Annotated in this window: 22 protein-coding genes; 13 read left to right on the forward strand and 9 right to left on the reverse strand. The window is 62.4% G+C overall.

Features of this window, described 5'->3' with window-relative positions; genetic code table 11:
* The first annotated feature begins 22 nt into the window (after positions 1-22).
* From D0550_RS18680 to D0550_RS18690, 3 genes are all read left to right on the forward strand, one after another.
* Positions 23-1,003 carry an Lnb N-terminal periplasmic domain-containing protein gene (locus tag D0550_RS18680; protein ID WP_206606395.1) on the forward strand — a complete coding sequence of 327 codons (981 nt, stop codon included), beginning with the start codon at positions 23-25 and terminating at the stop codon, positions 1,001-1,003.
* Positions 1,004-1,090: 87 nt separating this feature from the next.
* The gene (locus tag D0550_RS18685) at positions 1,091-3,238 is read left to right on the forward strand and encodes a hypothetical protein (protein ID WP_116810713.1); all 2,148 of its coding nucleotides are present in this window, start codon (positions 1,091-1,093) and stop codon (positions 3,236-3,238) included.
* 100 nt (positions 3,239-3,338) lie between these two features.
* A complete protein-coding gene (locus tag D0550_RS18690) occupies positions 3,339-4,154 on the forward strand; it encodes a hypothetical protein (protein ID WP_116810714.1) in 816 nt (271 codons plus the stop codon).
* Positions 4,155-4,165: 11 nt separating this feature from the next.
* On the opposite strand, the gene D0550_RS18695 is transcribed toward D0550_RS18690, so the two are convergent.
* Positions 4,166-5,035 (reverse strand): sensor histidine kinase, encoded by an 870-nt coding sequence (locus tag D0550_RS18695; protein ID WP_161965917.1) that lies wholly within the window; start codon positions 5,033-5,035, stop codon positions 4,166-4,168.
* A 236-nt stretch (positions 5,036-5,271) separates the two neighbouring features.
* Here D0550_RS18695 and D0550_RS18700 point away from each other — a divergent pair, with 236 nt between their 5' ends.
* Positions 5,272-6,051: an EAL domain-containing protein gene (locus tag D0550_RS18700; RefSeq protein ID WP_116810716.1), complete on the forward strand. Its 780-nt coding sequence runs from the start codon at positions 5,272-5,274 to the stop codon at positions 6,049-6,051.
* 8 nt (positions 6,052-6,059) lie between these two features.
* Here D0550_RS18700 and D0550_RS18705 read toward each other — a convergent pair whose 3' ends face one another.
* The 3 genes from D0550_RS18705 to D0550_RS18715 all read right to left on the reverse strand — a co-directional run bounded on the left by D0550_RS18705 (position 6,060) and on the right by D0550_RS18715 (position 9,610).
* Positions 6,060-6,428 (reverse strand): response regulator, encoded by a 369-nt coding sequence (locus tag D0550_RS18705; RefSeq protein WP_153067230.1) that lies wholly within the window; start codon positions 6,426-6,428, stop codon positions 6,060-6,062.
* A 238-nt stretch (positions 6,429-6,666) separates the two neighbouring features.
* Entirely contained in the window at positions 6,667-8,493 is a 1,827-nt protein-coding gene (locus D0550_RS18710; RefSeq protein ID WP_116810718.1) for an ATP-binding protein, read from the reverse strand.
* Positions 8,494-8,530: 37 nt separating this feature from the next.
* A complete protein-coding gene (locus D0550_RS18715) occupies positions 8,531-9,610 on the reverse strand; it encodes a sensor histidine kinase (RefSeq protein WP_161965918.1) in 1,080 nt (359 codons plus the stop codon).
* Between the two features lie 370 nt (positions 9,611-9,980).
* On the opposite strand from D0550_RS18715, the gene D0550_RS18720 reads away from it, so the two are divergent.
* A complete protein-coding gene (locus D0550_RS18720) occupies positions 9,981-11,636 on the forward strand; it encodes an ATP-binding protein (RefSeq protein ID WP_153067231.1) in 1,656 nt (551 codons plus the stop codon).
* Positions 11,637-11,739: 103 nt separating this feature from the next.
* On the forward strand, positions 11,740-12,216 hold the full coding sequence (locus D0550_RS18725) for a chemotaxis protein CheW (RefSeq protein ID WP_116810721.1): 477 nt from the start codon (positions 11,740-11,742) through the stop codon (positions 12,214-12,216).
* A gap of 3 nt (positions 12,217-12,219) precedes the next feature.
* On the opposite strand, the gene D0550_RS18730 is transcribed toward D0550_RS18725, so the two are convergent.
* The 3 genes from D0550_RS18730 to ku (D0550_RS18740) all read right to left on the reverse strand — a co-directional run bounded on the left by D0550_RS18730 (position 12,220) and on the right by ku (D0550_RS18740) (position 14,724).
* Complete coding sequence (locus tag D0550_RS18730) at positions 12,220-12,864, reverse strand: DsbA family oxidoreductase (protein WP_116810722.1); 645 nt, start codon at positions 12,862-12,864, stop codon at positions 12,220-12,222.
* Between the two features lie 80 nt (positions 12,865-12,944).
* Positions 12,945-13,946: a non-homologous end joining protein Ku gene (gene ku, locus D0550_RS18735; protein ID WP_116810723.1), complete on the reverse strand. Its 1,002-nt coding sequence runs from the start codon at positions 13,944-13,946 to the stop codon at positions 12,945-12,947.
* On the reverse strand, positions 13,939-14,724 hold the full coding sequence (gene ku, locus D0550_RS18740) for a non-homologous end joining protein Ku (protein WP_161965919.1): 786 nt from the start codon (positions 14,722-14,724) through the stop codon (positions 13,939-13,941). Before ku (D0550_RS18740) ends, ku (D0550_RS18735) begins: the two co-directional genes overlap by 8 nt.
* A 416-nt stretch (positions 14,725-15,140) precedes the next feature.
* Here ku (D0550_RS18740) and D0550_RS18745 point away from each other — a divergent pair, with 416 nt between their 5' ends.
* Genes D0550_RS18745 through D0550_RS18775 form a run of 7 tightly spaced genes read left to right on the forward strand, consistent with a single transcriptional unit; the run spans position 15,141 to position 22,308 of the window.
* Positions 15,141-16,199, forward strand: a complete 1,059-nt coding sequence (locus tag D0550_RS18745; protein ID WP_116810725.1) for an aldo/keto reductase — start codon at positions 15,141-15,143, stop codon at positions 16,197-16,199.
* Positions 16,200-16,201: 2 nt separating this feature from the next.
* Positions 16,202-17,341: an amidohydrolase family protein gene (locus tag D0550_RS18750; protein ID WP_161965920.1), complete on the forward strand. Its 1,140-nt coding sequence runs from the start codon at positions 16,202-16,204 to the stop codon at positions 17,339-17,341.
* Positions 17,338-18,540, forward strand: coding sequence for a UxaA family hydrolase (locus D0550_RS18755; protein ID WP_116810726.1), 1,203 nt, complete (start codon positions 17,338-17,340; stop codon positions 18,538-18,540). The genes D0550_RS18750 and D0550_RS18755 overlap by 4 nt, the downstream gene beginning before the upstream one ends.
* 13 nt (positions 18,541-18,553) lie before the next feature.
* On the forward strand, positions 18,554-19,288 hold the full coding sequence (locus tag D0550_RS18760; RefSeq protein ID WP_116810727.1) for an SDR family oxidoreductase: 735 nt from the start codon (positions 18,554-18,556) through the stop codon (positions 19,286-19,288).
* 9 nt (positions 19,289-19,297) lie between these two features.
* Positions 19,298-20,143, forward strand: coding sequence for a fumarylacetoacetate hydrolase family protein (locus tag D0550_RS18765; RefSeq protein WP_116810728.1), 846 nt, complete (start codon positions 19,298-19,300; stop codon positions 20,141-20,143).
* Between the two features lie 47 nt (positions 20,144-20,190).
* Entirely contained in the window at positions 20,191-21,495 is a 1,305-nt protein-coding gene (gene fucP / locus D0550_RS18770; RefSeq protein WP_116810729.1) for an L-fucose:H+ symporter permease, read from the forward strand.
* A gap of 27 nt (positions 21,496-21,522) precedes the next feature.
* Positions 21,523-22,308 (forward strand): IclR family transcriptional regulator, encoded by a 786-nt coding sequence (locus D0550_RS18775; RefSeq protein WP_116810730.1) that lies wholly within the window; start codon positions 21,523-21,525, stop codon positions 22,306-22,308.
* A gap of 140 nt (positions 22,309-22,448) precedes the next feature.
* On the opposite strand, the gene D0550_RS18780 is transcribed toward D0550_RS18775, so the two are convergent.
* Together D0550_RS18780 and D0550_RS18785 are read right to left on the reverse strand one after the other, a co-directional pair.
* Positions 22,449-24,923 (reverse strand): glycoside hydrolase family 95 protein, encoded by a 2,475-nt coding sequence (locus D0550_RS18780; RefSeq protein WP_116810731.1) that lies wholly within the window; start codon positions 24,921-24,923, stop codon positions 22,449-22,451.
* A gap of 82 nt (positions 24,924-25,005) precedes the next feature.
* Positions 25,006-26,200, reverse strand: a 1,195-nt coding sequence (locus tag D0550_RS18785; protein ID WP_116810732.1) for a response regulator, incomplete at its 5' end; no start/stop codon positions are given.

Genomic DNA, 26,200 nt, shown 5'->3' on the forward strand with positions numbered 1-26,200 from the left:
GCTGTATCGCACGCGATCTGTCTTGCGATGGCTCACGCATGCGACGGGTCACCTGATCCTGGCTCTGCTGGTCATATGGTCGGCGCTTGCCATCTGGTTCTCGCCGCTGCCGTCTGCGGCTTTGCGGCTTACGCTGGCTATTGCATTTGCAGCATTCGGCATCTGGGCGCTCTGGTTGAGCCGCTCGCGCCGTGTCTGGCTCGCCTTCGCGGCATTGTTTGGCGTACTGCTGATCGGCTGGAGCGCCATTCAGCCGCGGCAGGATCGCAACTGGCGGCCTGAAGTCGCAGTTCTGCCGCGCGCTTATATCTCTGGCGATGACGTGCGCATCGTCGGCGTGCGGGACTTCGTATACCGGTCGGTGGACGACTTTACCCCGCGCTACCGGGAGCGCGACGTGAAGCTGTCGCACCTGACTGGGGTGGACTTCTATATCTCGTATTGGATGCCAGGCCCGGTCGGTCATACCTTTCTGAGCTTCATCTTCGATGACGCGGAGCCCATCAGTATCTCGATCGAGGCGCGGCCCGAGGCGCACGAGGGCTTCGCGCCGGTGGGCTCATTGTTCAAGCAGTTCGAGCTGATCTACGTGGTGGGCGAAGAGCGGGACGTCGTCGGGGTGCGTACCAATTATCGCGGCGAGGATGTCTACCTGTATCGAATCAACACCACCCCGGAGAATGCCCGGCGCCTGTTTCTGATCTATCTGGAGCGCATCAACGAGCTGGCGGGACGCGCCGAGTTCTATCATTTGTTGAGCAACAACTGCACGCTCAACATCGTGCGTTACGCCAACGCCGTCGGCCCGGGTTCCCGGTTCGACATCCGCCACTACCTCAATGGGCTGTTCGACAGCTACCTCTATCAGCGGCAGCTGCTCGACGGCTCGATGCCGTTCGAGGCCTTGCGCCGGCAGGCCAAGATCAACGCCGCCGCTCAGGCGGCGGGCGCGGCGGAGGACTTTCCGGAGCGCATTCGGGCCCAGCTGGGCAAGCGCAGCTGAGTTGTTGGACCAAGGGTAAATTGCCGACGCGCGCACATCGCAGCCACAGTCATTGCCCGAGTTGCCAGTCCACGGGGGAGAAGCACCATGACCGCAGAGCATGGCCGTCTGCGCGAAGCCAATGAACGTGGCGTGCCATGGCGCAAGTGGGGACCCTATCTTCGAGATAGCGGCCGTCCCCGGGCACGTGCGCGCTCCGATAGCGAAGCTCCGCCAGCCGCACCGGGCGAATTGCGCTCCTGGGCCTACGAATCCAGTGAAGATGGCCCGGTGGGAATCTGCGACGAGCAGATGCGACTGTGTTTCGGCGTGGCAATCCGCGCCGGCGGCGACCGCACGTTGCAGGAACGGCTCTTGAGCATGCCGGTCACGTACTCGAGGCGTTACACCCAGGCCGATAACCTGCCGACGCATTCTTATCTGCGTGCGCATTACAGATATCGCGAACCGGAGGGCTCGACGACGCATCGTGAGGCAGCCTGCTTCGATGTCGTGGTCGAGTACGCCAAGTCGGGGCCCGAGGAAATCCTGATCCAGATCGAAATCAAGAACACGAGCTGCGAGACCGCGACGCTGCAGGTGTTGCCGCAGCTGTGGTTCCGGCAGGACCCGGACGCCCTGGCCGATCCGCGCGTCGTAATCGAGCGGGTTGCGGGACGGGCGGATGTGCCATGCCTGATCGCGCGTCATCCGGAGCTGGGCACCTACTATCTGCATTGTGAGCTGGCCGGTGCGTTCCTGTTCACCGGGTGTGCTCAGCCGGTCGAACTCAATCGCGGTGGCACGCGGGCGGCGGCTCACCATCTGCTGATCCTGGCGCCGCGTGCCGTGCAGCGCATTCGTATGCTGCTGACTTCGACGGTACCGGCCCTCGGCAATCCCTCGTTGGAAAAGCTCTTCGCCAGCTTGAAGCAGCTTCGGCATGACGCCAACGAATTCTTCTCGGTGATCACCTATGCCTGCGACAGCACCGCAGGCGCGTTCGACGTGCGACGTGCCTTCTGCAACATGCTTTGGAACAAAGCGGTATGGGTGTCGGCCGTCACCGGCTGGCTGTACGACCGCCGTGCGAGGTCCCGCGGCGGCGCTGAGACTCACGAGCCGGCCTCGTTTCGCCTGAAAGTCGCTCAAGTAGTCGCGCCGCCTCACAAGCGAGAGTGTCCTCATCTGGAGTCGCCTGCATGGCTGTTACACACCCTTGCGCTGGCGTGTGTGGATGCCGACCTGGCCGCGCATCAGCTGCGCTTGCTGTTGAAAGGCGAGCTGAAGAATCGCAGCAGCAAAGTCAGTCCCGTGCATCATGAGTGGCAGGCACTCAAACCATGGGCGGCGCTATTGATGTATCGATTGCAGCGACCCCGTCGTCCGAAGGACGCGCGTAGCGATCTGATCGAGAACTTCGAAGCGCTATCGTCGCAGGTCGCCGGCGGAGGATGGGCCGCGATCCGCGCGCAGAGCATGCTGGAGATGGCCTTGGAGTTGGCGACTCATGATGCACGCTACGAGCAGAAAGCCATAGAGAGCTATGTATCGTTTGTCAGCGCGATCGCAGCTTTGGATTGCGAGGCGACGTTGCTGGATGCGCGCGCCGAGGAAGCCGATGAGGATCCCGGGTTCCGACTGACCATCAGTGATCGTATGCAGTTCCAGGTGCTGTCATCGTTTGGTCTGATCGCCTTGAGTGGCGCGGTAGCGTTTCGCGCCGGAGCGGTTGTCGGACTGCCGCTCTTTTGCGAGCGTGTGCGCGGCATACACAAAGAGCATGCAGAGCGGATTTGCAAGCCCGATCATCTGCGCATGGTGCTGGATCGGGTGTTTGGTGCACCGGTGAACAATGCCTGGGCAACATTGCCCGCGGGCATGTTGCTGATACGAGCGTTGTCACAAATCGAGGCATTGTATGGAGCGGCGATCCGGGTTCGTTGTGCGGCGGCCGGCGGCGCGATGATGAGCCCGGGCGAGTTGAGTCAATGGATCGTCCATCAGCACGTGGCCGCGCGCGTCTCCGCCATTCATCGATCCAAGTTGCTGGAGTTTTGTGAATACGTGTACATGCGAGGTGCGGCGACCGCTGGACAACACACCGGCTGGGCCGGACGGGTTGCGGCGATGATCTGTGCTTCGTGGAGTTATTCGCCCTTCGAGGATGGTGTCGAGCCGCCGACGGCGATCGAGCAGGCGCGGACCCGAGAATCCAAGGCTCAAGTCGTCAGTCTGCGGACGACGCGGCGTTAGCCCTTGGTCCATCTTTCGTCCGAAGAGCTGCCGAGTAGCATCGAGTCAGCCCCCTGGCGTCCGACGGCGCCGCCTCATCGAAAGCTCGAAGGAGAATTGCATGAACTCTCTGGCACGATCGATCGTCGGCGCCGCGGTTGCTGCCGCGGCCGTCTATCTCCTGGATCCGGTCAGCGGCTATCAGCGCCGGGTGATGTTGCAGGATCGCGCCAGACGCGCCGCTCGACGCCTCGATCTGGGGACTCGCGGCGCGCGGCGCAATGCATGGCGTAATGCGTCGGAGCGTTACTTCGCGTCGCGAGACAACGCGTCCAACAACGCCAATCGTCATCGACCGAACAGGCTGGTGCGTAAAATGGTCTTCGGCGCCATCCGGCAGGCGGCGTCACATCCGGAATCCATCCACGTGGCGGTGGATCACGGACATGTGATTCTGCGTGGACACTTGCATCCTCACGAGCATCAACGTTTGCTCGATGAAGTGCGCCGGCAGCCAGGCGTGTTCGTCGTCACCGATCATTTGAACGAGCACATGGGCAACGGTCAATTCGGTGAATTCGCCGTCGATCGCGGGCGCGCATTCCGATCTGCCGCGGGACTCGGGCCCTGGGGTATCACGGGTCGTGTGCTCGCGGGTTGCGCCGGTGGCGCGCTGCTGTTTTGGGGCATCCGCGAGCGCAAGGCATTGGGCGAGTTCGGTATGGCTGTCGCCGAAGAGTTTCAGCACGCCATGGAACGAAACCTGCGGGATCGTTTCGATGACGCGAAGGAGACGGCCGAGGATGCCGGCGAAGGCCTGTCGGATAGGGCGCGGAAGGCAGGGAAGAAAGTCGAAGAGGGGATGGATTGGGCCGAGTCGGCCAGCTCCGACGTCATCGAAGAGTATGCGCAGAAGCGCCGTGCAGACGCGCACTAGTCGCGCACTGGTTAGTTCGTGACCGCGCGCTGCCGATGAGCCGCGGTCTCGGTCTTTTGCGACACGGGCACGGTGAAGCTGAAAGCGGCACCGCCGGAAGGTCGATTCTCTGCCGAGATGGCGCCACCGTGCATGTGCACGATGGCGCGAGCCATCGACAGACCGAGACCCAGGCGGTCGCTTTTGGTGGTGAAGAACGAATCGAACAGCCGTCCCGAGTGGTGCGGATCGATACCCTCGCCACTGTCGAGCACACTGATTCTCACATTGTCGTCGTCCTGCGATTCGGTGCACACCATCAGCCGGCGCGTTCGGGTCGGAGTGTCGTCCATCGAGTCGAGCGCATTGTCGATCAGATTCAACAGCGCTTGCTGGAGTTGCAGCCGGTCCGCGGGAATGCGCGGCAAGCCCGGCTCGAGGTTGCTTTGAATCGCGACTTTGCGACGCAAGGCGTCGGGCAGCACCATCGATAGGACTTCGGCCGTCAGTTCGTTGACATCGACGCGCTCGAAGCGCAGCTCATGCTTGCGTAGCGGCAGTCGCATGCTTTCGACGAAGCGATTGGCGCGCAGATCTTCCTTGCGGACGTCGGCGAGCAGATCGCGAACCGCGGCCAGGTCTGGCTCTTTGCGATCCAACAGCAGCTGCGCGGTTTCGATGTCGGCCAGAATGGAGCTGAGCGGCTGAGTGACTTTGTGCGCCACCGATGCGGTGATTTCGGACGCGAGCGCCAAACGCGCCACGTGCGTCATGTCGGTATAGTTCTGTCGTGCTTTGGCGCGCGCGCGATGCCGGATGAAACCCTGGATGCCGAGTACCAGCAGAATGGCGATCTGTACGGCCAGCAGAATCGCAAAATAAGTGTCTGCCTCGGAAAACATCTGCCAGCAGCTCCACGACCGCGGATCGTCTAGGACCATGTGAGTAGCTGGCATTCCTCACCATCGCCAGCTTCGATCGGCGAAGCATTGCAACCAGTTGCCGCCTCGTCGAAGTCAGGGAAGTCGATAAATCAGAGCTTCCCTAGGTAGCAGGTAACGCAGCCGATCCGCATTGGCCCTAGTCCTCATAGCGAGCTGCGAGCGTGCAGGCTTAGATTCGAGAGGCAGCTCGCGCAATGACGGAACGTGCAGTGAATGCGGACTCGCCAACCATCGAAGACGTGCGCAGTGCCATGGATCGGGGCGAGCTGTTCGTCGAGTATCAACCCATCGTTTCGCTGGTTACGCAGCGCTGTGCTGGCGCCGAAGCGCTGGTGCGCTGGCGTCGCGAGGGCACGGTGTGGCCGGCGAGCCGATTCATCAAGCTGATCGAGAATACACCGCTATCGGGACGACTCACCTATTGGGTGATCGATACCATCGCGCGCGAGCTGGGTGCATGGCTCAGCGATCACGCCGATCTCTATATCAGCATCAATGTGCCTCCCGAGATCCTGGGACGTGGTGGCTTGGAGTACGCGGCTGTGCGCTCGGGCCTACGCGCACGCGCAGGGCAGATTCTGCTGGAGATCACCGAGCGCGGCGTGCCCGATCAACTCGGTCTGACGGCACTGAACATGATGGCCGAGCAGGGCGTACGCCTGGCGCTCGACGATGTCTTTCTCACCGGCGCCAATCTTGCCGTGCTGTCACGCGGCCGCTTCGAAGTAATCAAGATCGATCGCAAGCTGATCGCGCAGCTGCGCGAGCATGCCCCCGAGCCCACGTGGCTGCCGGGATTGCGCTCATTGCTGGTTCATTCTCAGCTGCAAGTGATCGCCGAAGGCGTGGAGTCGCATTATCAAGCCGAGATGCTGGCACGCGCCGGCGTGCAGATGGCACAGGGATATTTGTTCTCAACGTCGCTCACGGCACGCGCGCTGATGGAGTTTCGCGAGCAAACAAATGCGACGTAGCCGGCGTGTCAATGTTTGCGAGTTTGTAATGCGTCGGTGAGCGCGCGTTTCAAATCTTCTGCCGCGCACGGCTTTTCCAGCACGGTGTGAAACAACGAAATTGTCTCGTCATCGCGGGGTGGGGTGGCGGTCAACGCAATGATAGGAATGTCGCTGAACTCGGGATGACTGCGCAGCAGCCGCGCGATGTCGACACCGCTGTGTTCCGGCATGTGCAGATCGGTGACCACCACATCTGGCCGCTGGCCCGCGGCAAGCTCCAGCGCGGCATCCCAATCGGCGGCTTCTACGACGTCATACGACAACACCCGAAGCAGCCGGCCCAGGCTATTGCGAATCCGTAGATCATCGTCGATCAGCAGAACAACCGCGCTCATCTGCAGTTCCGTGAATTGCCACGCTTGCGCAGGGGCCAACGCATCTTAGATACACCTTTTGGGTGGTAGTTCTGATTCATTGAGCCAATGCCGGTGCCAGTCCGGCGGACGCGGTCGCGTGACAACGTCTGGCCTGCGGCAGTGTTCCAGAGCCGGTGTACGCGTTATCTCGAATTGCCGCAATAACCCGGCCGCAGGGGGCCGGAAAAAATTGGAAATACGGTGTGATTATGTGAGATCAGTTCAGGCGCGCGCCGTACCTGTCCGTGCGGTCCGCCGGCAGCATGGCTTTGGAGCCGAGACTGTCGATCTCGAATGACAGCGTGGCACCCGCGCCGTCGCTGTTGTTCTTTGCCCAGATGCGTCCGCCGTGCGCCTCGACGATCGAGCGCGCAATCGCCAGCCCGAGGCCCATGCCCTGAGCCTTGCTGGTGAAAAAAGAATCGAAGATTTTCGGCAGGGTGGCCGGGTCGATGCCACTGCCGCGGTCGACGACTTCCACCTGGATGCGCGCGGCGCCGGTGTGAGTGGTACGGATCGCGATCCGCCGATGCGCCTCGGGCAGGGTGGACATGGCATCCATTGCGTTCAGGATCAGATTCAGCAGCACCTGTTGCAGGCGCCCGTAGTCGCCGAGCACTGTCGGCAACTCAGTACATTGCGTTTCCAACTGAACATGTCGTTGCCGCGATTCGACGCGCAGCAGTTTCACGACGTCCGCGATGACGTCATTGAGATCGACGGGATCGAGTCGCAGCTCATGGTCGTGTAGCAGCTCGCGCAGTCGGCTGACGAGCTCGCTGGCGCGACGGTTGTCGCGACGAATGTCATCGAAGATTTCCTGCAGCTCGTCTTTGTCATAGCGCTCGCGGCTGAGAAACAGCAAGCCTGCTTCGGTGTTGTAGCGGATCGCGCCCAATGGCTGATTCATCTCGTGCGCAATCGAGGCCGTGATCTGGCCGACCATGGCGAGTCGGGCGAAGCGTTCCAGAGTGCGATTGGCTTCGGCGAGATTCTTGCGAAGCAGCTCGTCATTCTGTCGCAAGGCCAGTTCCGTACGCCTGAGCGCGGTGATGTCATCGGTTCGACTGTCCACGATGGCGCGATAGCGTGCGTCGCTTTCCGATGCGGCGCGCGCCACGCGGCGGCGTTCGTCGACGACGATGGCGATCATCACTGCGCTGAGCGCCATGACCATCAGGAATATCTGCAGATCGAGGGTAGCCAATTCCGGTGCATCACGAATGCGCACGCTGTGGGGAATGCGCTCCAGGGTCGCCGCCCCGGTTGCGATGAGCGTGACTGCCATCGCGGCTGCACGCACACCAAAGCGCACCGACAGCCAGAGCAAAGGAATGAACAGCAGATACAGCGCCGCGTGGTGCTCGGCATCGCTGACGAACGTCAAATGAAAACAACCATACAGAGCCGCGGCGATCAGCAGCGCCTCGGCATATTGGGCAGGCGAGCGCTGGTGCAACCAGCCGGGCTGGGGTAGCAGCCCCAGATACATCCATGAGCCCCAGGTGAGGATGGCGAGCGAGCTGGCGATGGTCTCGGCTTGCCAGTCGGCGATTGCCAGATTCACGGTGCCGCCCAGCAGCGCCAGCACGACCCCCGGCGCGAGCATCGTCAACAGCGCCGGTCCGGCGACTACGGCGGTAAGCACGTACAGCGAGAAGTCCTGCAAGTCGTCGAATGGACTGCGTTCGCCGAGCAATGCGCGCAGCGCCGTACTGATACCGGTGGCAAGAATGAAACTGAAGGCGCCTTGCCAGGCGAGTTGCCACAACGGCAGGCCGGTGCTCCAGCTGGCCGCCAGGTGTGCGGGCACGACGGCAGCCGCGATCAGCCACCATCGTTCGGGGCGAGTCACCATCAACAGTGCGAGCAGCACGCCGTGTTGTGGTGACAACACGATGATGGAGTCCGCGTCGCGCAGTGTCAGGTCCAGTGTCGCGGCGAGAAGGTAGAGGGCAGCGCTCAGCGGCACCAGGATTGCCGCCGAGTCAGCAGACAACGCAGCCGCGCCGGGCTCGCTCGCGCTCCATGTCCCCCTGGTCAACGTTCGTCTCCCCTCAGACTGCAGTCGACAACAACGCTCAAATCATTCGCGTCACAGTGCTCGATAAGTTCCTGGGCCGGTCTCTCGACGCATTCTTGGGCGCCTCGGCAGGCAGACGCACTCGGAAGTGCGCACCGGGCGCTCGAGCCTCGATCTGCAGTTCGCCGCCCAACTGCGCAATCAGGCCTTGAACTATCCTCATTCCCAGCCCTTTACTGCTACGGGGATTGAAATCGCGCGGCAATCCCCGACCATCGTCGTCGACTTCCAGCAGCAAATGGCGCTGCGCGCTGCTGACCGTTATACGCACCGAGCCTTGGGTTCGCTCCGGATACGCATGCTTCAACGAATTCGTGAGCAGCTCCGTCGTCACGAGCAGCAGAGGCACGGCGCGATCCGTCATCATGCTCAACCCCTGCGGACACGAGATCGTCACGGCAATATGATCTTCCACGCCCAAGGCCGCAATGGCTTCGCGGGAAATTTCAGCCAACCCGGGACACAGCTCGAGCCGTTCGTTGTCTCGGCCATCCTGCAAGCGCCGGTGGATGCTGGCCACGGATTGGATTCGCGACTGTGCTTGTTGCAGCGAGGCGCGCACTGTTTCATCGCCGCTGTAGCGAGCCTGCAGCGCCAGCGCTCCGGCAATGCCCGCCAGATGATTCTTGACCCGATGGCTGGCTTCGACCAGCAACAATTCCTTGCAGGCGATTTCCTGCTGCAGCAAGCGCTCGGCCTGTTTCAGCGCGGTCACATCGCGGCACACACAGAACATCTGTGAGGGCACGCCATGCGCATCGAAAATGGGATTGGCGGCAATGTCCCACCAGCGCGGCAGCCCGCTGGCAGTTGGCCGGTACGCCATGAATCGGCATTGATGTCCGGATCGGGCCTCGTCGATGCTGTATTCGGCGAGGTCATGATTCTCCGGCGACCACAGCTCCGACCACGACACGCGCTGCTGCGGCGGGCGGCCTTCCAGGCCCATCAAATACGAGCCCGGCAGATTCATATAAACAACCATGCCTTGCAGATCGACCACTGCGATGCAGTCGTGGCTGTTCTCGAAAGCGTGCTCGATCACGCTCGCATCGGGAGATAGGGGTATGTCGGCCATGTGGTGACCCGCCTGTTCATCGACATGAGAGTCGCGGTGGGCTTCGCGGGGAATCAGGGACAAGGGCGCCCGGGCCAGTGGCGATTGCATGATCATCAGCACCTCCAGCAGCAATTTGCTCGGCCCAGTTGCTTCACATGGGAGGGCTCGATTAAATCGTGTCCGACTGGCCCTGCATCTTGGCCCTAGGGCTAATTGTGCCGACAGTGTGCGCATTCGCTTGCAACGCTGTCATCGACCTGCGGTCAGCGAATCAGATATCTTCGCTGCCCATCGCCGCGCGCGATGTTTCCAATCCATCGAGGTCCACGCATTTTGCTGAAATATCGCAGCGAGGACGGCGACCGTGCATGATCGGGCGGATGATGGTGTGCGGCGTTTTGCGCCGCTGATAAATCAAAGCGTGTGGAGCCGGTTCGCCGGGCCGGCGGTTACTGCGCTCGCATATCTGTTGTCGGCGATCCTGGGCGAGGCGCTGGCTTTTCCCTCGGCGCCCGTGTCCGCGCTGTGGGCACCGAACGCCATTCTGTTTGCTGCGTTGCTGCTCGCGCCGGTGAGTCGCTGGTGGATTTATCTCGCAGCGATCCTGCCTTGCCAGTTCTTCGCGCAGATCGCGGACGATTCGCTCGCGCAGATCGGCATTCAATACATCGTCAACAGCGCCGAGGCCATGCTCAGTGCCGCGGCCCTGTTGCTGCTCGAACGAGAGCCGCGCCGGTTGGGGCAATTGCGCGCCATGACCAATCTCGTGTTGATCGGCGGCATCGCGGCGCCGCTGATCACCAGCGTTGCCATGGCAATGGCTTTCGTCCCGCTTGGACTGACCAACGACCCCTGGTTGACCATGTTTGCCCGCACGAGCACCAATACCTTTGCCACGATCACCTTGGTGCCGCTGATTCTTCACTTCGCTGAGCGCACCGCCGGCGGATGGCATGTACCCGAGCGACGGACGGCGCTCGAAGCCTCTGTCATTGGCGGGTGTCTCGCCATCGTCTGCGTATATGTATTCGTCTGGCCTGGCGCCTATGCCTATGGAGAGCGGGCGCCTGCGCTGTTGTACGCACCGCTGCCATTCTTGATCTGGGCGACGGTACGTTACGAGATCGCAGGGGTGTGCCTGTCGGTGCTGCTGGTGGGGGCGTTTGCAACTTGGGGAGTGGTGCACGAAGTGGGCCCGTTCGTCGTGCATTCGCCAGTCCGCAATGCGCTCACGACTGTGCTGTTTCTAAATGTGATCTGTATTCCTTTGTTGATGCTGGCCGCGGTTCTGCAGGAGCGCAAGGCCGCTGCTGCGGAGGCGGCTCGGCTGGATCAGCAGCTGGCGCATCTGTCCCGCGTGGCTACAGTGGGCGAGATCTCCGGTGCCGTGGCGCACGAGATCAGGCAGCCGCTGGCATCGATGCTCGCCAATGCGGAAGCCGCGGCGACGCTGCTCGCGAGCGGCGAGGTCGATATGAAGACGGTCAAGCCGATCGTCGCGGACATCATCGCGGATAACCGCCGCGCCGCGCAGGTCATCAAGCGCATGCAGTCCATGCTTCGTCACAGCCAGACGGAGCGCCGGCCCGAGCAGTTGAACGAGCTGGTGACGGAGACGCTGGCGCTGTCGCGGGGCGATCTGCATCGGCGCCAGGTCATGGTGATTCAGAGCCTGGGCAGTGAGCTGCCGCGCGTCGCCGCCGATCGGGTGCAGATTCAACAGGTGATCCTCAACCTGATCGTCAACGCGTGCGATGCCATGGAGGATGTCCCGCCGGACCAGCGCAAGCTGTGGATCAACACCTCGGTCCACCCCCATTTGGGCGTCGAGCTGACGGTGCGCGATTGCGGGCCGGGCATCGAGGAGTCGATGCTGGAGCGGGTGTTCGAGTCATTCGTCAGCACCAAGCCCACCGGTCTGGGGCTCGGGCTGTCGATATCGCGCAAGATCATGATCGCGCACGGCGGGCGGCTTTGGGCGGAGCGCAGTGCGGCTGGCGGTGCGATTTTCCGTCTCACCTTGCCGCGGGCCCCGCGCGGCTGATCCGTAGGGGAGGGCCTGAATCGGCGGCAGCTCGCTCAAGTAGTGACCGGCGCTGACGATCTAGGGGGCGATAAGCCAGGGAACGTCGACAGGAGGTTCAATCATGAGCTCGGCAGTCAGCGCCGCGCCGGCCCAGATTCTCACGTTTCACCTCGATCAACAGGTGTTCGGGGTGGATATCCTGCGGGTTCGCGAGATCCGGGGCCTGGCACAAGTCACCGCTGTGCCGGAAACGCCGCCCCATGTGCTCGGCGTTCTGAACCTGCGTGGCGTCGTCGTGCCGGTGATCGATTTGCGCACGCGCCTTGGAATGCCCGCCGTCGCTGGCACTGCAACCACGGTTATCGTCGTGCTCACTGTGATGGGCACCAATGGCCGCCGCGACTTCGGCCTGGTCGTCGACGCGGTGTCCGATGTGAGTCATCTGAATCCGGGGGACGTGCAAGCGACGCCGTCCGGAATCACGATCAGCGATCGCAACTGCGTGCCGGCGCTCGCTACCCTGGGCGAACGCATGATCCTATTGCTCGACATCGACGGCATGCTGGCCGCCGATGAAGGCGTGGCGCTCGCCGCGTAAGCGTTATTCGGCAGCGATCTTGCGCAACGCCTGTTCGAACATCTCGACAGGCTGGCCGCCCTGGATCAAATATTTGTCGTTGACGATCACAGACGGCACGGCGCGGATGCCGAGTTGAGCGAACAGGTGCTCGCGCTGGCGGACATCGGCGGCGTAGCGATCCGATGCCAGAATTTCTCTAGCCTGCTGTGCATCGAGTCCGGCGCGCGCAGCGACATCGATGAGCACTTCGTGGTCGCTGGGATTGCGACCGTCGGTGAAATACGCCTCGAACAGGCCGCGCTTCAGCTCGAGCTGGCGACCTTCGAGCTCCGCCCAATGCAGCAGCCGGTGCGCATCGAAGGTGTTGTAGATGCGTCCGCGCTTTGCCATGTCGAAGGTGAAGCCAAGCTCGGCGCCGCGGGCGCGGATGCCTTCGCGACTGGCCTCCATCTGCTCCGGCGTCGAGCCATATTTCTGCGCGATGTGCTCGAGGATGTCCTGGCCTTCGGGCGCCATCTGCGGGTTCAGCTCGAAGGGCTGCAAGTGGATGTCCGCGGTCACTTCGGGGCCGAGGCGCTCGAGTGCCTGTTCGAGCGACTTCAGCCCGATCACGCACCAGGGGCAGGAGACGTCCGAGACGAAGTCGATTTTCAGTTGCGCGGTCATGGGGGCGTCCGAAGTGGGCAGGGAGTGTCAACAGGCCCTGGATGGGGGCGAAATTCTACAGGACAAGCGCCGCCCGACCCTCAACTGCGCCGGGCTCGCTTGCGCGCTGTCTTGCGCTTTGCCTTGGCAGGAGCAGATTTCTTTTTCGCCGGGGCGGAGCGCGCGTCGCGCTGCGCACGCCGTTGCGCCAGATCGATGGGCTCGCTGGTCTCGGCGGTGCGCACGACGGTGCTCTTGGACAGGCTCTTACGCAACACTTCCATCAGATCGATGACCTTGGCGCCTGCGCCGTCTTCGGTGTCTTCGGCAGCTTCGGCACCCTTGGGATGAATCACGTCATCGTGCTGTTGCTGCTTGGCTTCGACCAGCGCTTGCAGCTGGCGAGCGTCCTGGTCCTCGAGCTCGGCAATCTTCAGCTCTTTGTGGGTCAGCGATTCGATCTCTTTGGAGAACGCAGTGACCTTGCTGGCTGCGACTTTGGAGCGCTTCGGCAGGCCGATCGATGCGGGCGTGCGGATCTCGTCGGCGTAGCGCAGCGTGTCCAGGCGCAGAACGCCATTGTCAGGAACGATCGCGACCAGATATTCATGACCGCGCATGACGAAGCTGCCGATCGCGACCTTTCCGGTGCGCTCCATGGTTGCCGCGAGCAGCACGTACGCCTTCGCAGATTTACCCGCAGGTGCCAGAAAGTAGGGCTTCTGAAAGTACAGCGCGGGGATCTGCTCTATGGGCACGAAGCTGCGCAGCTCGATGTCGGCCGACATTTCCGGCGCCACGGATTCGAATTCCTGGTCCGTGATCACGATCATTTCGCCGTCGTCGGTTTGGTAGCCGCGCACCAGATCGTCGTAATCGAGCTGCTTGCCCTCCTTGGAACAATGATACTGGCGGCCCAGCGCATGGCCCTCGCTATCGACCAGTTTCATCGCGGTCTGGCGGGGACGCACGGCGGTCAGCAGATCCACCGGAATACTGACGAGGCCGAACGTGATCGTGCCGGACCACAGCGAGCGCACGCGCGGGGAGTGTTCTTCCTCGCGCTGTGTCTCAGGTGCACGTTGGTGCTTGCGGCTAGGCAACTTTCTTCTCCCTGGCGGCGGCGAGACTGGCCTTCAGGCTGTCGGCGAGACTGCCTTCGGCGCGTTTCTTCGGTACGCGCACCGGTTTGATCTTCTCGCCGCGGGCTTTGGCTTCGATCAGCTTGTACAGCCGCTCGCGATACTCGTTGTGCCATTGCTGCGGATCGAAATCCGCTTCGATGGATTTCACCAGCTGCTCGGCGAGCTTCAGCTCATTGGCCTGCGGCGTGGCCGACTTTGCAGGCTCGACGCCGGAGAAGCTCACGACCTGTTCTGCCCGGCGCAGCGTGGTCATGACCAGATAGCCATCGACCGCACTGACTGCACCCAGGTACCGTTTCTTACGCATGACCCAGCGCGCGATGCCGATCGCTTCCTGGCGCGCGAGCGCTTCCCCGAATGCGAAGTAATCGTCGGCGTGTCCGTCATCGGGGCCGAGATAGTAAGGCCGCTCGTACCACTGGTCGTCAATCGCACTGGCCGGCACGAAGCGCAGCAGCTCGATCTCACGGGATTCGGGCGGAATCAGTTCTGCCAGCTCTTCGGGCTGCAGGATCACAGCAGTATTCGGGCCGACCGCGAAAGCCTTGCGCATTTGTTCCTTCGGCACATCCTTGCCGGTGTCCTTGCGCACGATATGTTGTTCGACCGGGGCGCCATCCTTTTCATGGAGCAGATGGAAATGGACGCTGCGATCTTCGATCGCCGAGTAGAACTTGACGCCGACGTTGTGTTTGCCGAACTGCAGCTCGCCTTTCCAGATCGCCCTAGCCGCCATGGGCATCTCCTGGGGCAGTCGCCCCGGCGCAAGACACGCAGACCAGGCGACCATCGCCATGGCGGCGCCTGCAATGGATACAGGTCGTTGTTTCACACTCGGGACAACGAAACTCCAGCTCATAGACATAGAGCTGGCCGCAGCTGGCACATTCCTCGTCGCCCTCCAGCAGCCACCAGGGAGCGGGGAGGCCGGCGGCGGGCGCTTTGGCTCGGGCTTTGGGCATGCAATTCCTCATCCGGTCAGCATTCGCTGTAGGGAAACGAAGCAGCGCCGAGCCTGTTCCAAAGCCGCTGCCGGGGGCAGCCTGCTCAGGCAATTTCGTACACCCATGCCGGGTGTTCTATAGATAAAAGAACAATCATATGTGAGAATGTGTCCATGCTCGGCCCATGCTACTGGTGGCTGTTACCTCGATGAGCGCGCATCACGCTTTGCTGCAGAGTGGCTTGCCCCAGCGGGTGCTCGGGCGCACCGGGCTGAGCGTGTCCGAGGTGGGCTTGGGCGCGTCGGCGCTCGGAAATCTGTACCGCCCGATGTCCGATGCCGACGCCCAAGAGACATTGGCTGCAGCGTTCGCTGAAGGCATGAACTACGTCGATTGTGCGCCGTACTATGGCTTTGGCTTGTGCGAGCAGCGGGTCGGCGAGGGCCTGAAGGGGCGCACAGGCATGGTGCTGTCCTCCAAAGTCGGTCGGCTGCTGGAGCCTGCGCCTGAGGTCACCGACGACTCGGAGCGCTGCGGTTTTCGTTCCGCCATGCCGTTCACGCCGGTGTTCGACTATTCCTATGACGGCGTGATGAAGTCTTGGGAAGCGAGCTTGCAACGACTCGGCGTGGCTCGCATCGACATGCTCTATGTGCACGACATCGGTCGAGCGACGCATGGATACCGCCATCCGGAACGATTGCAGCAGTTGATTCATGGAGGCGGGCTGCGCGCGCTTGCCCACCTTCGCGCTGAAGGACAGATCGATGCCGTGGGCATCGGTGTCAACGAAATACAGGTCTGTCTGGAGCTGCTGGAGGAGACCGACCTCGACGTCATTCTGCTCGCCGGCCGTTACACCTTGCTGGAACAGAAAGCGCTCGATGCTCTGTTTCCAGAATGTGCGCGCCGCGGCACCTCCATCGTCATCGGCGGCCCGTACAACTCGGGCATTCTCGCGACGGGCACACGCAGCGATGTCGTGCCGCGTTTCAATTATGAGGTCGCCGCGACGGATGTTGTGTTCCGAGTGCGGCGCCTCGAACGCGTATGTCGCGAGTTCAACGTGCCGTTGCCCGCCGCGGCGTTGCAATTTCCTCTGGCGCATCCACAGGTCGCCTCAGTCATCCCCGGGCTCGGTGGCCGCGAGCAGGTCGAGCAGACCATGACGTTCTACCGCACGCACATCCCGGCGGAGTTCTGGCAAGAGCTGCGCTCGCAAAACCTCATCCACGAGGCAGCGCCGTTGCCGGTCGCGAAACCCTGAGCATGAGTGCAATCATCGACGCCCACGTTCATCTGTGGGATCCCGACAGAGGCGATTACGGCTGGCTGACGCCTGCGCTGCCCGGCCTGTACCGCCGGATCGATGAGCAGGAACTGCATGCACAACTGACACGCGCCGGGGTGAGCGAAGCGGTGCTCGTGCAGGCCGCGCCCACCGAGGCCGAATCGGATTATCTGCTGTCGATCGCGCAGCGAACGCCATGGGTGCGAGGGGTCGTCGGTTGGGTTGACTTCGACGCACCCGACGTTGAGCGACGAATCGCCCAGCGGGCCCGGCAACCGAAGTTTGTCGGCGTGCGACCGATGCTTCAGGACATCGAGGATGTGGACTGGATTCTGCATGCAGGCCGCGGCCGTGCACTGAGTGCGCTCGCGGCGCAGGGCCTCGTGTTCGATGCGCTGATCAAACCGGTGCATCTGAGTCGTATCGAGCAGATCGCGCGCCGTTATCCGAAGCTTGCCATCGTGATCGATCACGCGGCGAAGCCAACTATCGGCAACGAGGTCAGCCGCTCGTGGCGCGAATCCCTGCGTGCGCTGGCGTCGTATCCGAACGTCGCTTGCAAACTGTCCGGTTTGCTGACGGAACTGTCGCCGGGTGTGGATCCGGCGAAGGTGCTCGATTGCGCCGACGAAGTCTTGCAACTGTTCGGACCATCCCGGGTCATGTGGGGGAGCGACTGGCCCGTGCTCACATTGGCGTCGAGTTATGAGCAGTGGTACGCACTGACGCAACGGGCATTGAGCTCACTGTCCGAGGAGGATCGCAGTGCGGTGATGGGTGGCAATGCAACTCGTATCTATCGTATGAAGACCGGCCTGGCCGCTCCCGCCATCCTTCTGCATGCGGACGACAACGTGCTCGTGTGTTGTCGCGCGGTGCGCGCCGGAGAGCGATTCAACATCCGCGAGAACGAAGTGGTTCACGTGCTCCAGGATACAGAGCTGGGTCACAAGCTGGCTCGGCGTGCACTGTCGGCGGGCGAGAAAGTCATCAAGTATGGTGCGCCGATTGGCTCGATGAAGGCCGAGGTGCCGGCAGGAGGCTGGGTTCATTTGCATAACATGAAGAGCGATTACATCAGCGCGCACACACGCGCTGCGCGGGTGGATGCGTCATGAGCTTTCAAGGGTACTTGCGTAAGGACGGACGCAAGGGCATTCGCAATGTGGTCGCAGTCGCCTATCTGGTCGAGTGTGCGCACCACGTCGCCCGACGCATCGTGGATCGGTGTGACGATCCCGATGTGCACCTGATCGGATTTCCCGGCTGTTATCCGAACGAGTATGCGCTGCGCATGATGAAGGCGCTCGCGACCCATCCCAATGTGGGAGCGGTACTGCTGGTGTCGCTGGGCTGCGAGTCGTTCAATCGTGAGGCGCTGGCCTCGCACGTGGCGGCGAGCGGGCGCCCGGTCGAAACAATTGTGATTCAGAAAACGGGTGGCACGCGCAGCGCCATCGATCGTGGCGTGGCCGCCGTCAAAGCGATGAAACAATCGGCCTCGGATGCAGCTGTTCGAGTGCCGATGCAGCTGAGTGAGCTGGTGGTCGGTACCATCTGCGGCGGCTCCGATGGCACCAGCGGCATCACCGCGAATCCTGCGGTCGGGCGCGCGTTCGATCGCCTGGTCGAGGCCGGTGCGACCTGCATCTTCGAGGAAACTGGCGAGATGATTGGCTGCGAAGGGCCGATGGCAGTGCGCGCCAGCACGCCTGTCGTCGGTCAGGCCATCGTCGACTCGATTGCCAAAGCCGAAACGTACTATCGAGCCATGGGCTTCGGCAGCTTTGCACCAGGCAATGCCGAAGGCGGGCTCAGTTCGCAGGAAGAGAAATCGGCCGGCGCGTATGTGAAGTCGGGCTCAGCGCCCATCGTGGGGGTCATCAAACCTGCCGAAGTTCCCGAAGCGCCCGGTCTGTACTTGCTCGATGTCGTGCCCGATGGTCCGCCGCAGTTTGGATTCCCGAACATCTCCGACAATGCGGAGATTGTCGAGCTGATGGCGTGTGGCGTGCATCTCACGTTGTTTACCACGGGCCGCGGCTCGGTGGTGGGCTCGGCGATCGCGCCAGTCATCAAAGTCACCGGCAATCCCGAGACGTATCGGCGCATGACCGAAGACATGGATGTGAACGCCGGCCGCATTCTGGAAGGCGAGGGCGATCTGGACGAGGTGGCCGCCGAAATCGTGTCACTGGTCGCGGCCGTCGCTGGCGGTCAGCTCACCAAATCCGAGGACATGGGCCACCGCGAGTTCATTCTCACCTACAAATCGTTCCAGCCCAGTGGCCCGGGCTGCTTCCCACGCAGCGCCTGATCGGGGAGGGGGCATGACAGGACAGCGACTGGCCGGCAAGACCGCTCTCATCACAGCAGCGGGCCAGGGCATCGGGCGCGCCATTGCGGAGACGTTTGCACAGCAGGGCGCGGCAGTTGTTGCGACAGACATCAACGAAGCCGCCTTGGCGGAGTTGAGTGGCTGCCAGACGCGACGCCTCGATGTGCGCAGTCTCGCTGACATCGCAGCTACCAGCAAAGAGGTCGGCGCCATCGATGTGCTGGTCAACTGTGCCGGCATCGTGGCGCACGGCAACATTCTCGATGCCAGCGAAGACGACTGGGCGACCTCGTTCGATATCAACGTGGCCTCGATGTATCGCCTGATTCGCGCCACGTTGCCGGGCATGATCGAGCGCGGTGGCGGCAGCATCGTCAACATCGCTTCCGTGGCCGGCTCCATCAAGGGCGTGCCGAACCGCTGCGTTTATGGCACGACCAAGGGGGCCATCGTCGGGTTGACCAAGTCGATCGCGGCTGATTTCATCTCGCGGGGGATTCGCTGTAACGCCATTTGTCCCGGGACCGTCGCCACTCCATCGCTGGAGGCGCGGTTGCGGGCGACGGGCGACTACGCGGCCGCCCGGGCAGCGTTCATTCAGCGGCAGCCGATGGGCAGATTGGGTGAGGCCAGCGAGGTCGCCTGGCTGGCCGTGTATCTGGCGTCGGAGGAGTCCGCATTCACGACCGGCCAATGTCACATCATCGACGGCGGCTGGACCAACTGAGTACCGACTATGAAATTAGTTCGCTATGGTCAGGCCGGCGCCGAGCGCCCCGGCATGCTGGATCGAGAGGGAGCGATTCGAGATCTCGGTGGAGTGATTCGAGACATCGACGGCGCGGCACTGACGCCGCAGCGGCTGCGTGAGCTCAAAGAGTTGCAGGTCGAGACGTTGCCGCGGGTGCAAGGTGCGCCTCGACTCGGTCCGTGTGTGGCACGGCCTGGCAAGTTTCTGTGCATCGGCCTCAATTACGCCGATCATGCCGCCGAGACGGGCGCCGCCATTCCGACCGAGCCCATCATTTTCATGAAGGCAACCAGTGCGCTGTCGGGACCGAACGACGCCGTGATCCAGCCCCGCGGCTCCACCAAGCTGGATTGGGAGGTCGAGCTGGCTTTCGTGATCGGCACCGAGTGTCGCTATGTCGATGAGGCCGCGGGCGCGGCTGCGATCGCGGGCTATTTCGTTTGCAACGACGTTTCCGAGCGCAATTTCCAGTTGGAGCGCGGCGGCCAATGGGACAAAGGCAAAGGTTGCGACAGCTTCGGGCCGATCGGTCCCTGGCTGGTGACGGCCGATGAAGTCGGCGACGTGAGCAATCTGGCGATGTGGCTCGAGGTCAACGGCCGCCGCTATCAGGACGGCTCGACGCGCACCATGATCTTCAAGCCGGCCTTTCTCGTGTCGTATCTCAGCCAGTTCATGAGCCTGCAGCCGGGCGACATCGTCACCACCGGCACGCCGCCGGGCGTGGGGCTGGGGCAGAAGCCGCCGGTTTATTTGAACGTCGGCGATGAGATTCGCCTGAGCATCCAGGGCCTTGGCGAGCAGCGCCAGAAGGTCGTCGCTTACGGTTGATCGCATGCCTCACGCCTAGAGTACAGCGTCACTTCAGGGGGAAGTGGATGAAGAATGAGTCCGGTACTGCGCTTGCGCCACTGGTCCTGATCGTGACGCTGTTCTTTCTATGGGGTGTGGCGAACAATTTGAACGATGTGCTGATACCCCATCTGCGCAAGGCATTCTTCCTGAGCGACTTTCAGTCGAGCCTGGTGCAGTCGGCGTTCTATCTGGGATATTTCTTTCTGGCGCTGCCGGCAGGCTGGGTGATTCAGCGCTACGGCTACAAGGTCACGGTGCTGGTGGGGCTGATCACCTTCGGCATCGGCGCATCGATGTTCTATCCGGCGGCCGAGCTGCTGCGGTATGGCTGGTTTCTCACGGCGCTGTTTGTGATCGCAGCGGGGCTGGCGTTCCTGGAAACCTCGGCGAACCCGCTCATCACCGTGCTGGGCGAGCCGTCGCGTGCCGAGCAGCGCTTGAATCTGGCACAGGCATTCAATCCACTCGGTGCCATCACGGGCGTGCTGGTCGGACGCGAGTTCATTCTCTCGGGCGTCGAGCCAAGCCAGACCGAACTGGCAGCGATGAGTCAGGCGCAGCTGCTGGCATTCCAGACGGCTGAGGCGCAGTCGGTGCAGACGCCTTATCTGATCGTCGCCGCCGTCGTGCTCTCGTGGGCCGCGCTGGTTGCGATCACGAAGTTTCCCGCACAGGCGCAGGCACCCGCGCCGCAAGATCCCGATCGACTCTCGATGCGCCAGTCGATCGCAGCGTTGGCGAGCCGCCGACATTTCTTGTTTGGTGTCGTGGCGCAGTTCTTTTATGTGGGCGCGCAGGTTGGCGTGTGGAGTTTCATGATTCGCTATGCCCAGGCCGAGGTGCCCGGCATGGGCGAGAAGACCGCGGCGAGTTATCTCACGGCGTCGCTGGTGTGCTTCATGATCGGGCGTTTCGTCGGTACTGCATTGATGAGTCGCTTCAGTCCCACGCGGCTGATGGCGACGTTCGCGGTCATCAACATTTGTCTGACATTAATTGCTGCCTTCGCCGGCGGCCAGCTCGGGCTGTATGCACTGGCGGCGACCAGCCTGTTCATGTCGATCATGTTTCCAACCATTTTTGCGAATTCGTTACGCGAGCTCGGGCCGCTCACCAAGACGGCCTCGTCGTTCCTGGTCATGGCCATCATCGGTGGGGCGGTGCTGACCGCCGTCATGGGCGTGGTGTCCGACGCGAGCGCTATCAACTACGCGATCCTGGTCCCCACGGTGTGCTTCGTAGTCATTGCCTGGTTTGCCTGGTCGGCCGGACGATTGCCTGCCCTGACGGTGCAGCCGATTGCCGCGGGCTCATTGATCACCCACTGACGTGTCGCGCTGTTTATAATCGCGGCCATGGCTGTCCGCGAAGATGAAGAACGCAAGTACAGCGCGCCGGCTCTGGAGAAGGGCCTGGACGTGCTGGAGTTGCTTGCTGCCCGCGGTACCCCGCTCACCATGTCACAGATTGCTGCCGAGCTGGGTCGCTCGGTGAGCGAGCTGTTCCGGATGGTCGACGCCCTGGTCCATCGCGGCTACGTCGCTCAGGCCGAGTCCGGCGACGGGTTCGAGCTGACCAACAAGCTGTTTGCGCTGGGTGTGGCGCGTGCGCCGACCAAGAGCCTGCTCGAAGATGCGTTGCCCGAGATGAGAAAGCTCAGCCAGGTGATCGGGCAGTCCTGTCATCTGGCGGTCGCGAGCGAGGAGCAGATGGTCGTCGTGGCGCGCATCGAGGCGCCGGGCAATCAAGGCTTCTCGGTGCGCGTCGGCTATCGCAGGCCACTGATCGATTCCACTTCGGGTCTGGTGCTGTACGCTTTTCAGCCCGAGGCGGTGAGGGAGGAGTGGCGCAAGCGGCTCGCGTCGACGGTGTCGACCAAGCTCTGGAAGAACTTCGACGAAAGAGCTGCGCTGGCTCGAACGCAAAAGTACGTCAAGGCGGATAGCGATGTGACCCGTCACATCCTCGATCTTTCCGCGCCGGTGATGGCCGCCGACGGCGGCGCCGTCGCCGCGCTGACCTGTCCCTATATCGAAACGCCGATGGCGATTTCCGTGAAGGATACGATCGCTGCGATTCGTCACTCGGCGGGTGAGATCAGCAAAAAAATCAGCTCGGGCGTGGGCACTAGGGCCTGTTAACACTCATTGGATGGGTTGCGCCTCGAATCGTCTGCCGCTGCGTTACAAAGCTTGCCCGTATCGACATACGGGCTGCGCTTTGCGCCTTGCTGCAGGCGATGGAGGCGCAACGCAGCCCATCCAATGAGTGTTAACAGGCCCTAGGTTGGGCTGAGCGTACCTTCGCGCAGCTTCAATATTTGGCTGCGACCCGCCTTCATCGACACCGGCAACGATGAGCTGCCGCTTCGAAGCACCCACTTGCCATCGCGGCTGGCACTCAATCGACATTCCTGCAGCGATCCGCCGCGCCACATCAAATCGACTCGCAGTCCGCCGCGTGCCCGCAAGCCTGTGATGGAGCCTTGAGCCCACGCTTTAGGCAGCGCGGGCAGCAGCAAAACTTCATCGCCGCCGGCGGGTGACTTGAGGCTTTGCAACAGCATCTCGGTCATGCCGCTGGTGCCGCCGAAATTGCCGTCGATCTGGAAGGGCGGATGCGCATCGAACAGATTCGGATAGGTGCGCTGCGGCCCGAGCAATAATTTGAGCACACTGTAGGCGTGCTCGCCATCACGCAGGCGCGCCCAGAGATTCAGTCGCCAGCCGATGCCCCAGCCCGTAGCGTCGTCGCCGCGAATCTCCAATGTTTTGCGCGCGGCTTGCGCCAGTTTCGGCGTGTAGTCGACGCTGATCTGGCCGGACGGATGCAGTCCGTACAGATGCGATACGTGACGATGGTGAATATCCGGCACGCGGGCGTCCCAGTCTTCCAGCCATTCCTGCAACTGGCCTTGCGAGCCGATCTGATCGGGCGGCAGGCGCTTGCGCGTCGCGTCCAGCGATGCGACGAAATCCTGGTCGCGGGCGAGAATATTTGCTGCCTGGGCGGTGTTCGCAAACAGGTCGCGCAGAATCTGATTGTCCATCGTGGGGCCGGCGGCAATCGAAACATCGGGCTGATGCTCGTTCTCGGGAGACATGGAGGGATTGGTCACCAGCCATCTGCCGTTGGGATGCTCGACCAGCGTATCGAGAAAGAACTCGCTGGCACCTTTCATGATCGGATATATCGATTCGAGATAGCGCACGTCGCGGCTGTAGTCATAGTGATCCCACAGATGCAGGCACAGCCAGGCCCCGCCCATCGGCCACATGCCATACACGGCGCCGTCGATCGGAGCGGTCGCACGCCACAGATCGGTGTTGTGATGAGCCACCCAGCCGCGCGCGCCATACATGGCCTTCGCCATTTTCGTGCCGGTGACGGACAGATCCTTGACCATCGCAATCAACGGCTCGACGCACTCGCCAAGATCGGTGGGCTCGGCGGGCCAGTAGTTCATCTCGGTGTTGATGTTGATGGTGTACTTGCTGCCCCAGGGCGGGTTCGACATGTCGTTCCAGATGCCCTGCAGGTTCGCTGGCTGCGAGCCCGGGCGTGAGCTGGCGATCAGCAAATAACGGCCGTACTGATAGTAGAGCGCAGCCAGTGCCGGATCGTCGCTCGTCATCGAGGTCCGCACGCGCTCATCCGTGGGGCGATTGGCAGCAGGTGTTTGACCGAGATCCAGCTGCACGCGACGGAACAGACGCCGATGATCGGTTTGATGCCGGCTGAGCAGTTCGTCGAAGGATCGGCCTGCCGCGCGCTCGAGCGATGCTGCATTGAGCGCGGCCGGATCGCGATCGACGTGCTGATAATCACGATAGCTCGTGGCCATGGCGATCAGCAGGATCACACTGTCGGCGCCGCGAACGCCGATGCTCGATTCATTCGATTGTTTCTTACCGCCGGTCACGATCAGTCGCACCCGCGCTTCGTACGTCAACGCGCCAGCGACGCCCTGTTGAGCGGAATTGCGTCCCTGCATGACCAGGTCGCCATCCGGCAGCGCGCGCAAGAGGAGGTCGGCAGGGGCGGGCACGCTGTCGTCGAAGTCGACGGGGCCGGGGCCTTGGGTCTGCGGGTTGCGCTCCTTCAGCTTGTCGCCGGGCGGATCGGCGGGGCGCGATGGCCGTGGCCAACGGAAAGTCACATCCACATCGATGCTACGGGGCTTGCTTGCGCTCAGGCGTAACACCAGCACGTTGTCCGGCGCACTCGCGAACAGCTCTCGTGTGTGAGTTACGCCGTTGCTGGTGAAGCGGGTCGTGGCGATCGCGCCATCGAGATCCAGATCGCGGCGATAGTCGGTAGCCGCGTCGATACCGGGAAAGACGAGTCGTAGATCGCCAATGCTTTGATAGGACATCTGACGCAGTGGCTTCGCCATGACTTTGGCGTCCACGAGCTTGGTCGCTTTCTCGTATTCGCCGGCGAAAATCAGCTTGCGTACTTCAGGCAGGGCCGCGCGTGCTTCGGGATTCGCGGGATCGTAAGGTCCGCCGCCCCAGAGCGTATCTTCGTTCAGTTGCAAGCGTTCCTGGCGGGTACCGCCGAACACCATGGCACCGATGCGTCCATTGCCGACGGGCAACGCCTCGACCCACTCCTTTGCAGTGCCGGTGTACCACAGCAGGTGATCGATCTTCGGTGTCGGTGCTGCCCCGCTGGCGGAGCGGGCCAGGCCCGAGCCCAACAACGTGGTCGCCGCTGCGGCTTGTAGCACGGTCCGTCGGCTGAGTTTCGTCATCGGTGAGTCGCGCTTCGTTTGAAAATGCAATGACGCCCCCAAACGGAAGCAGACCACACTACATCGATAGATGCAATTATTTTTACAAATGAAAATCGACAGATTCCGCTGCTGCCTCTGGGGCAGGGCCGCGAGCAGGGATCCATCGGACCAAGGCCGCTCGCAGTGTCGCGCGGCTGAATGGCTTGCCGAGATAATCGTCCATTCCCGCGACCAGGCAAGCGTCGCGAGCCGCGCTGGCGGTGTCGGCCGTGAGCGCGATCACCGGCACGTGCGGGCCGTCGCCCTCGCGGCGGCGTAGCTCGGCCGTCGCCGCATATCCGTCCATCACAGGCATGCGGCAATCCATCAGCACGACGTCGTATTGGATACGCGCAAGCATTTCGAGTGCGTGACTGCCGTCATGCGCGGTGTCGACCTCCAGGCCGAGGGCCTGGAGCATGCCTTCGGCGACGTCTCTATTGAGAGATTGATCTTCGACTACGAGGACACGCGCGCCGGCCGCCAACATCAGTGGCGGTGTCGGGGGTGCCGTCGTCGTTGACGTATCGGCGGCGGTATCACCAGTGAGTGTTCGCAGCAGCTGTGCAAGGCGCACGGGCTTTGTGATCTCACCATCGAAGCATTGCAGGTCCGCGCACTCGGCCTGAGCGAGATTGACGAAGCTCGCGAGGCGGATGACGCGTGGACGAACCGCTCGTTCCATGACTGCGGACTGCAGCTCACTCGCGAGTGCGCAGTTGAGCAAAGAGTGGTCGATGAGCACGGCGTTATAGGGCGTGGCGCGCAGCTCTCGTAGCGCGTCCGACAGGGTGCCTACATCTACCGAATGTGCACCCCACTGGTCGAGCGTTCGCACGAGGAGGCGACGTACCGCGGCATTGTCATCGGCGACGAGAATGCGCAAACCAATGAGATCCGTGGGTAAGGTGGGCGGCTCAGCCTTTGGATCGGCGAGCTGCAATGTCAGCTCGACGCTGAACGTCGAACCCACTCCAGGTGAGCTCACCAGTGACAGCTGCCCGCCCATCAGGCCCACGAGTTGCCGCGCGATGGCCAGTCCCAGGCCGGTGCCGCCGTAGCGGCGCGTTGTCGACGCATCTTCCTGCACGAACTCATCGAAGATCCGCGACTGATTCACGGGTTCAATGCCGATGCCGGTGTCCGTCACGTCGAGTCGCACGCGGAGCTCATCGCCCTCGATCTCGAGCGGCGTCACGCGCAATATCACTTCACCTTGCTCGGTGAACTTCACGGCGTTGCCGCCGAGATTGACG

The sequence above is a fragment of the Steroidobacter cummioxidans genome, assembly GCF_003104955.1.

Coding starts and splice junctions, on each gene's coding strand:
- D0550_RS18775 (WP_116810730.1), top strand. CDS start 21,523: ATGGCTGTCCGCGAAGATGAAGAACGCAAGTACAGCGCGCCGGCTCTG.
- D0550_RS18725 (WP_116810721.1), top strand. CDS start 11,740: ATGAGCTCGGCAGTCAGCGCCGCGCCGGCCCAGATTCTCACGTTTCAC.
- D0550_RS18765 (WP_116810728.1), top strand. CDS start 19,298: ATGAAATTAGTTCGCTATGGTCAGGCCGGCGCCGAGCGCCCCGGCATG.
- D0550_RS18715 (WP_161965918.1), bottom strand. CDS start 9,610: ATGGCCGACATACCCCTATCTCCCGATGCGAGCGTGATCGAGCACGCT.
- D0550_RS18705 (WP_153067230.1), bottom strand. CDS start 6,428: ATGAGCGCGGTTGTTCTGCTGATCGACGATGATCTACGGATTCGCAAT.
- D0550_RS18730 (WP_116810722.1), bottom strand. CDS start 12,864: ATGACCGCGCAACTGAAAATCGACTTCGTCTCGGACGTCTCCTGCCCC.
- D0550_RS18685 (WP_116810713.1), top strand. CDS start 1,091: ATGACCGCAGAGCATGGCCGTCTGCGCGAAGCCAATGAACGTGGCGTG.
- D0550_RS18750 (WP_161965920.1), top strand. CDS start 16,202: ATGAGTGCAATCATCGACGCCCACGTTCATCTGTGGGATCCCGACAGA.
- D0550_RS18760 (WP_116810727.1), top strand. CDS start 18,554: ATGACAGGACAGCGACTGGCCGGCAAGACCGCTCTCATCACAGCAGCG.
- D0550_RS18690 (WP_116810714.1), top strand. CDS start 3,339: ATGAACTCTCTGGCACGATCGATCGTCGGCGCCGCGGTTGCTGCCGCG.
- D0550_RS18745 (WP_116810725.1), top strand. CDS start 15,141: ATGAGCGCGCATCACGCTTTGCTGCAGAGTGGCTTGCCCCAGCGGGTG.
- D0550_RS18780 (WP_116810731.1), bottom strand. CDS start 24,923: ATGACGAAACTCAGCCGACGGACCGTGCTACAAGCCGCAGCGGCGACC.
- D0550_RS18700 (WP_116810716.1), top strand. CDS start 5,272: ATGACGGAACGTGCAGTGAATGCGGACTCGCCAACCATCGAAGACGTG.
- fucP (WP_116810729.1), top strand. CDS start 20,191: ATGAAGAATGAGTCCGGTACTGCGCTTGCGCCACTGGTCCTGATCGTG.
- ku (WP_161965919.1), bottom strand. CDS start 14,724: ATGGCGGCTAGGGCGATCTGGAAAGGCGAGCTGCAGTTCGGCAAACAC.
- D0550_RS18695 (WP_161965917.1), bottom strand. CDS start 5,035: ATGTTTTCCGAGGCAGACACTTATTTTGCGATTCTGCTGGCCGTACAG.
- D0550_RS18755 (WP_116810726.1), top strand. CDS start 17,338: ATGAGCTTTCAAGGGTACTTGCGTAAGGACGGACGCAAGGGCATTCGC.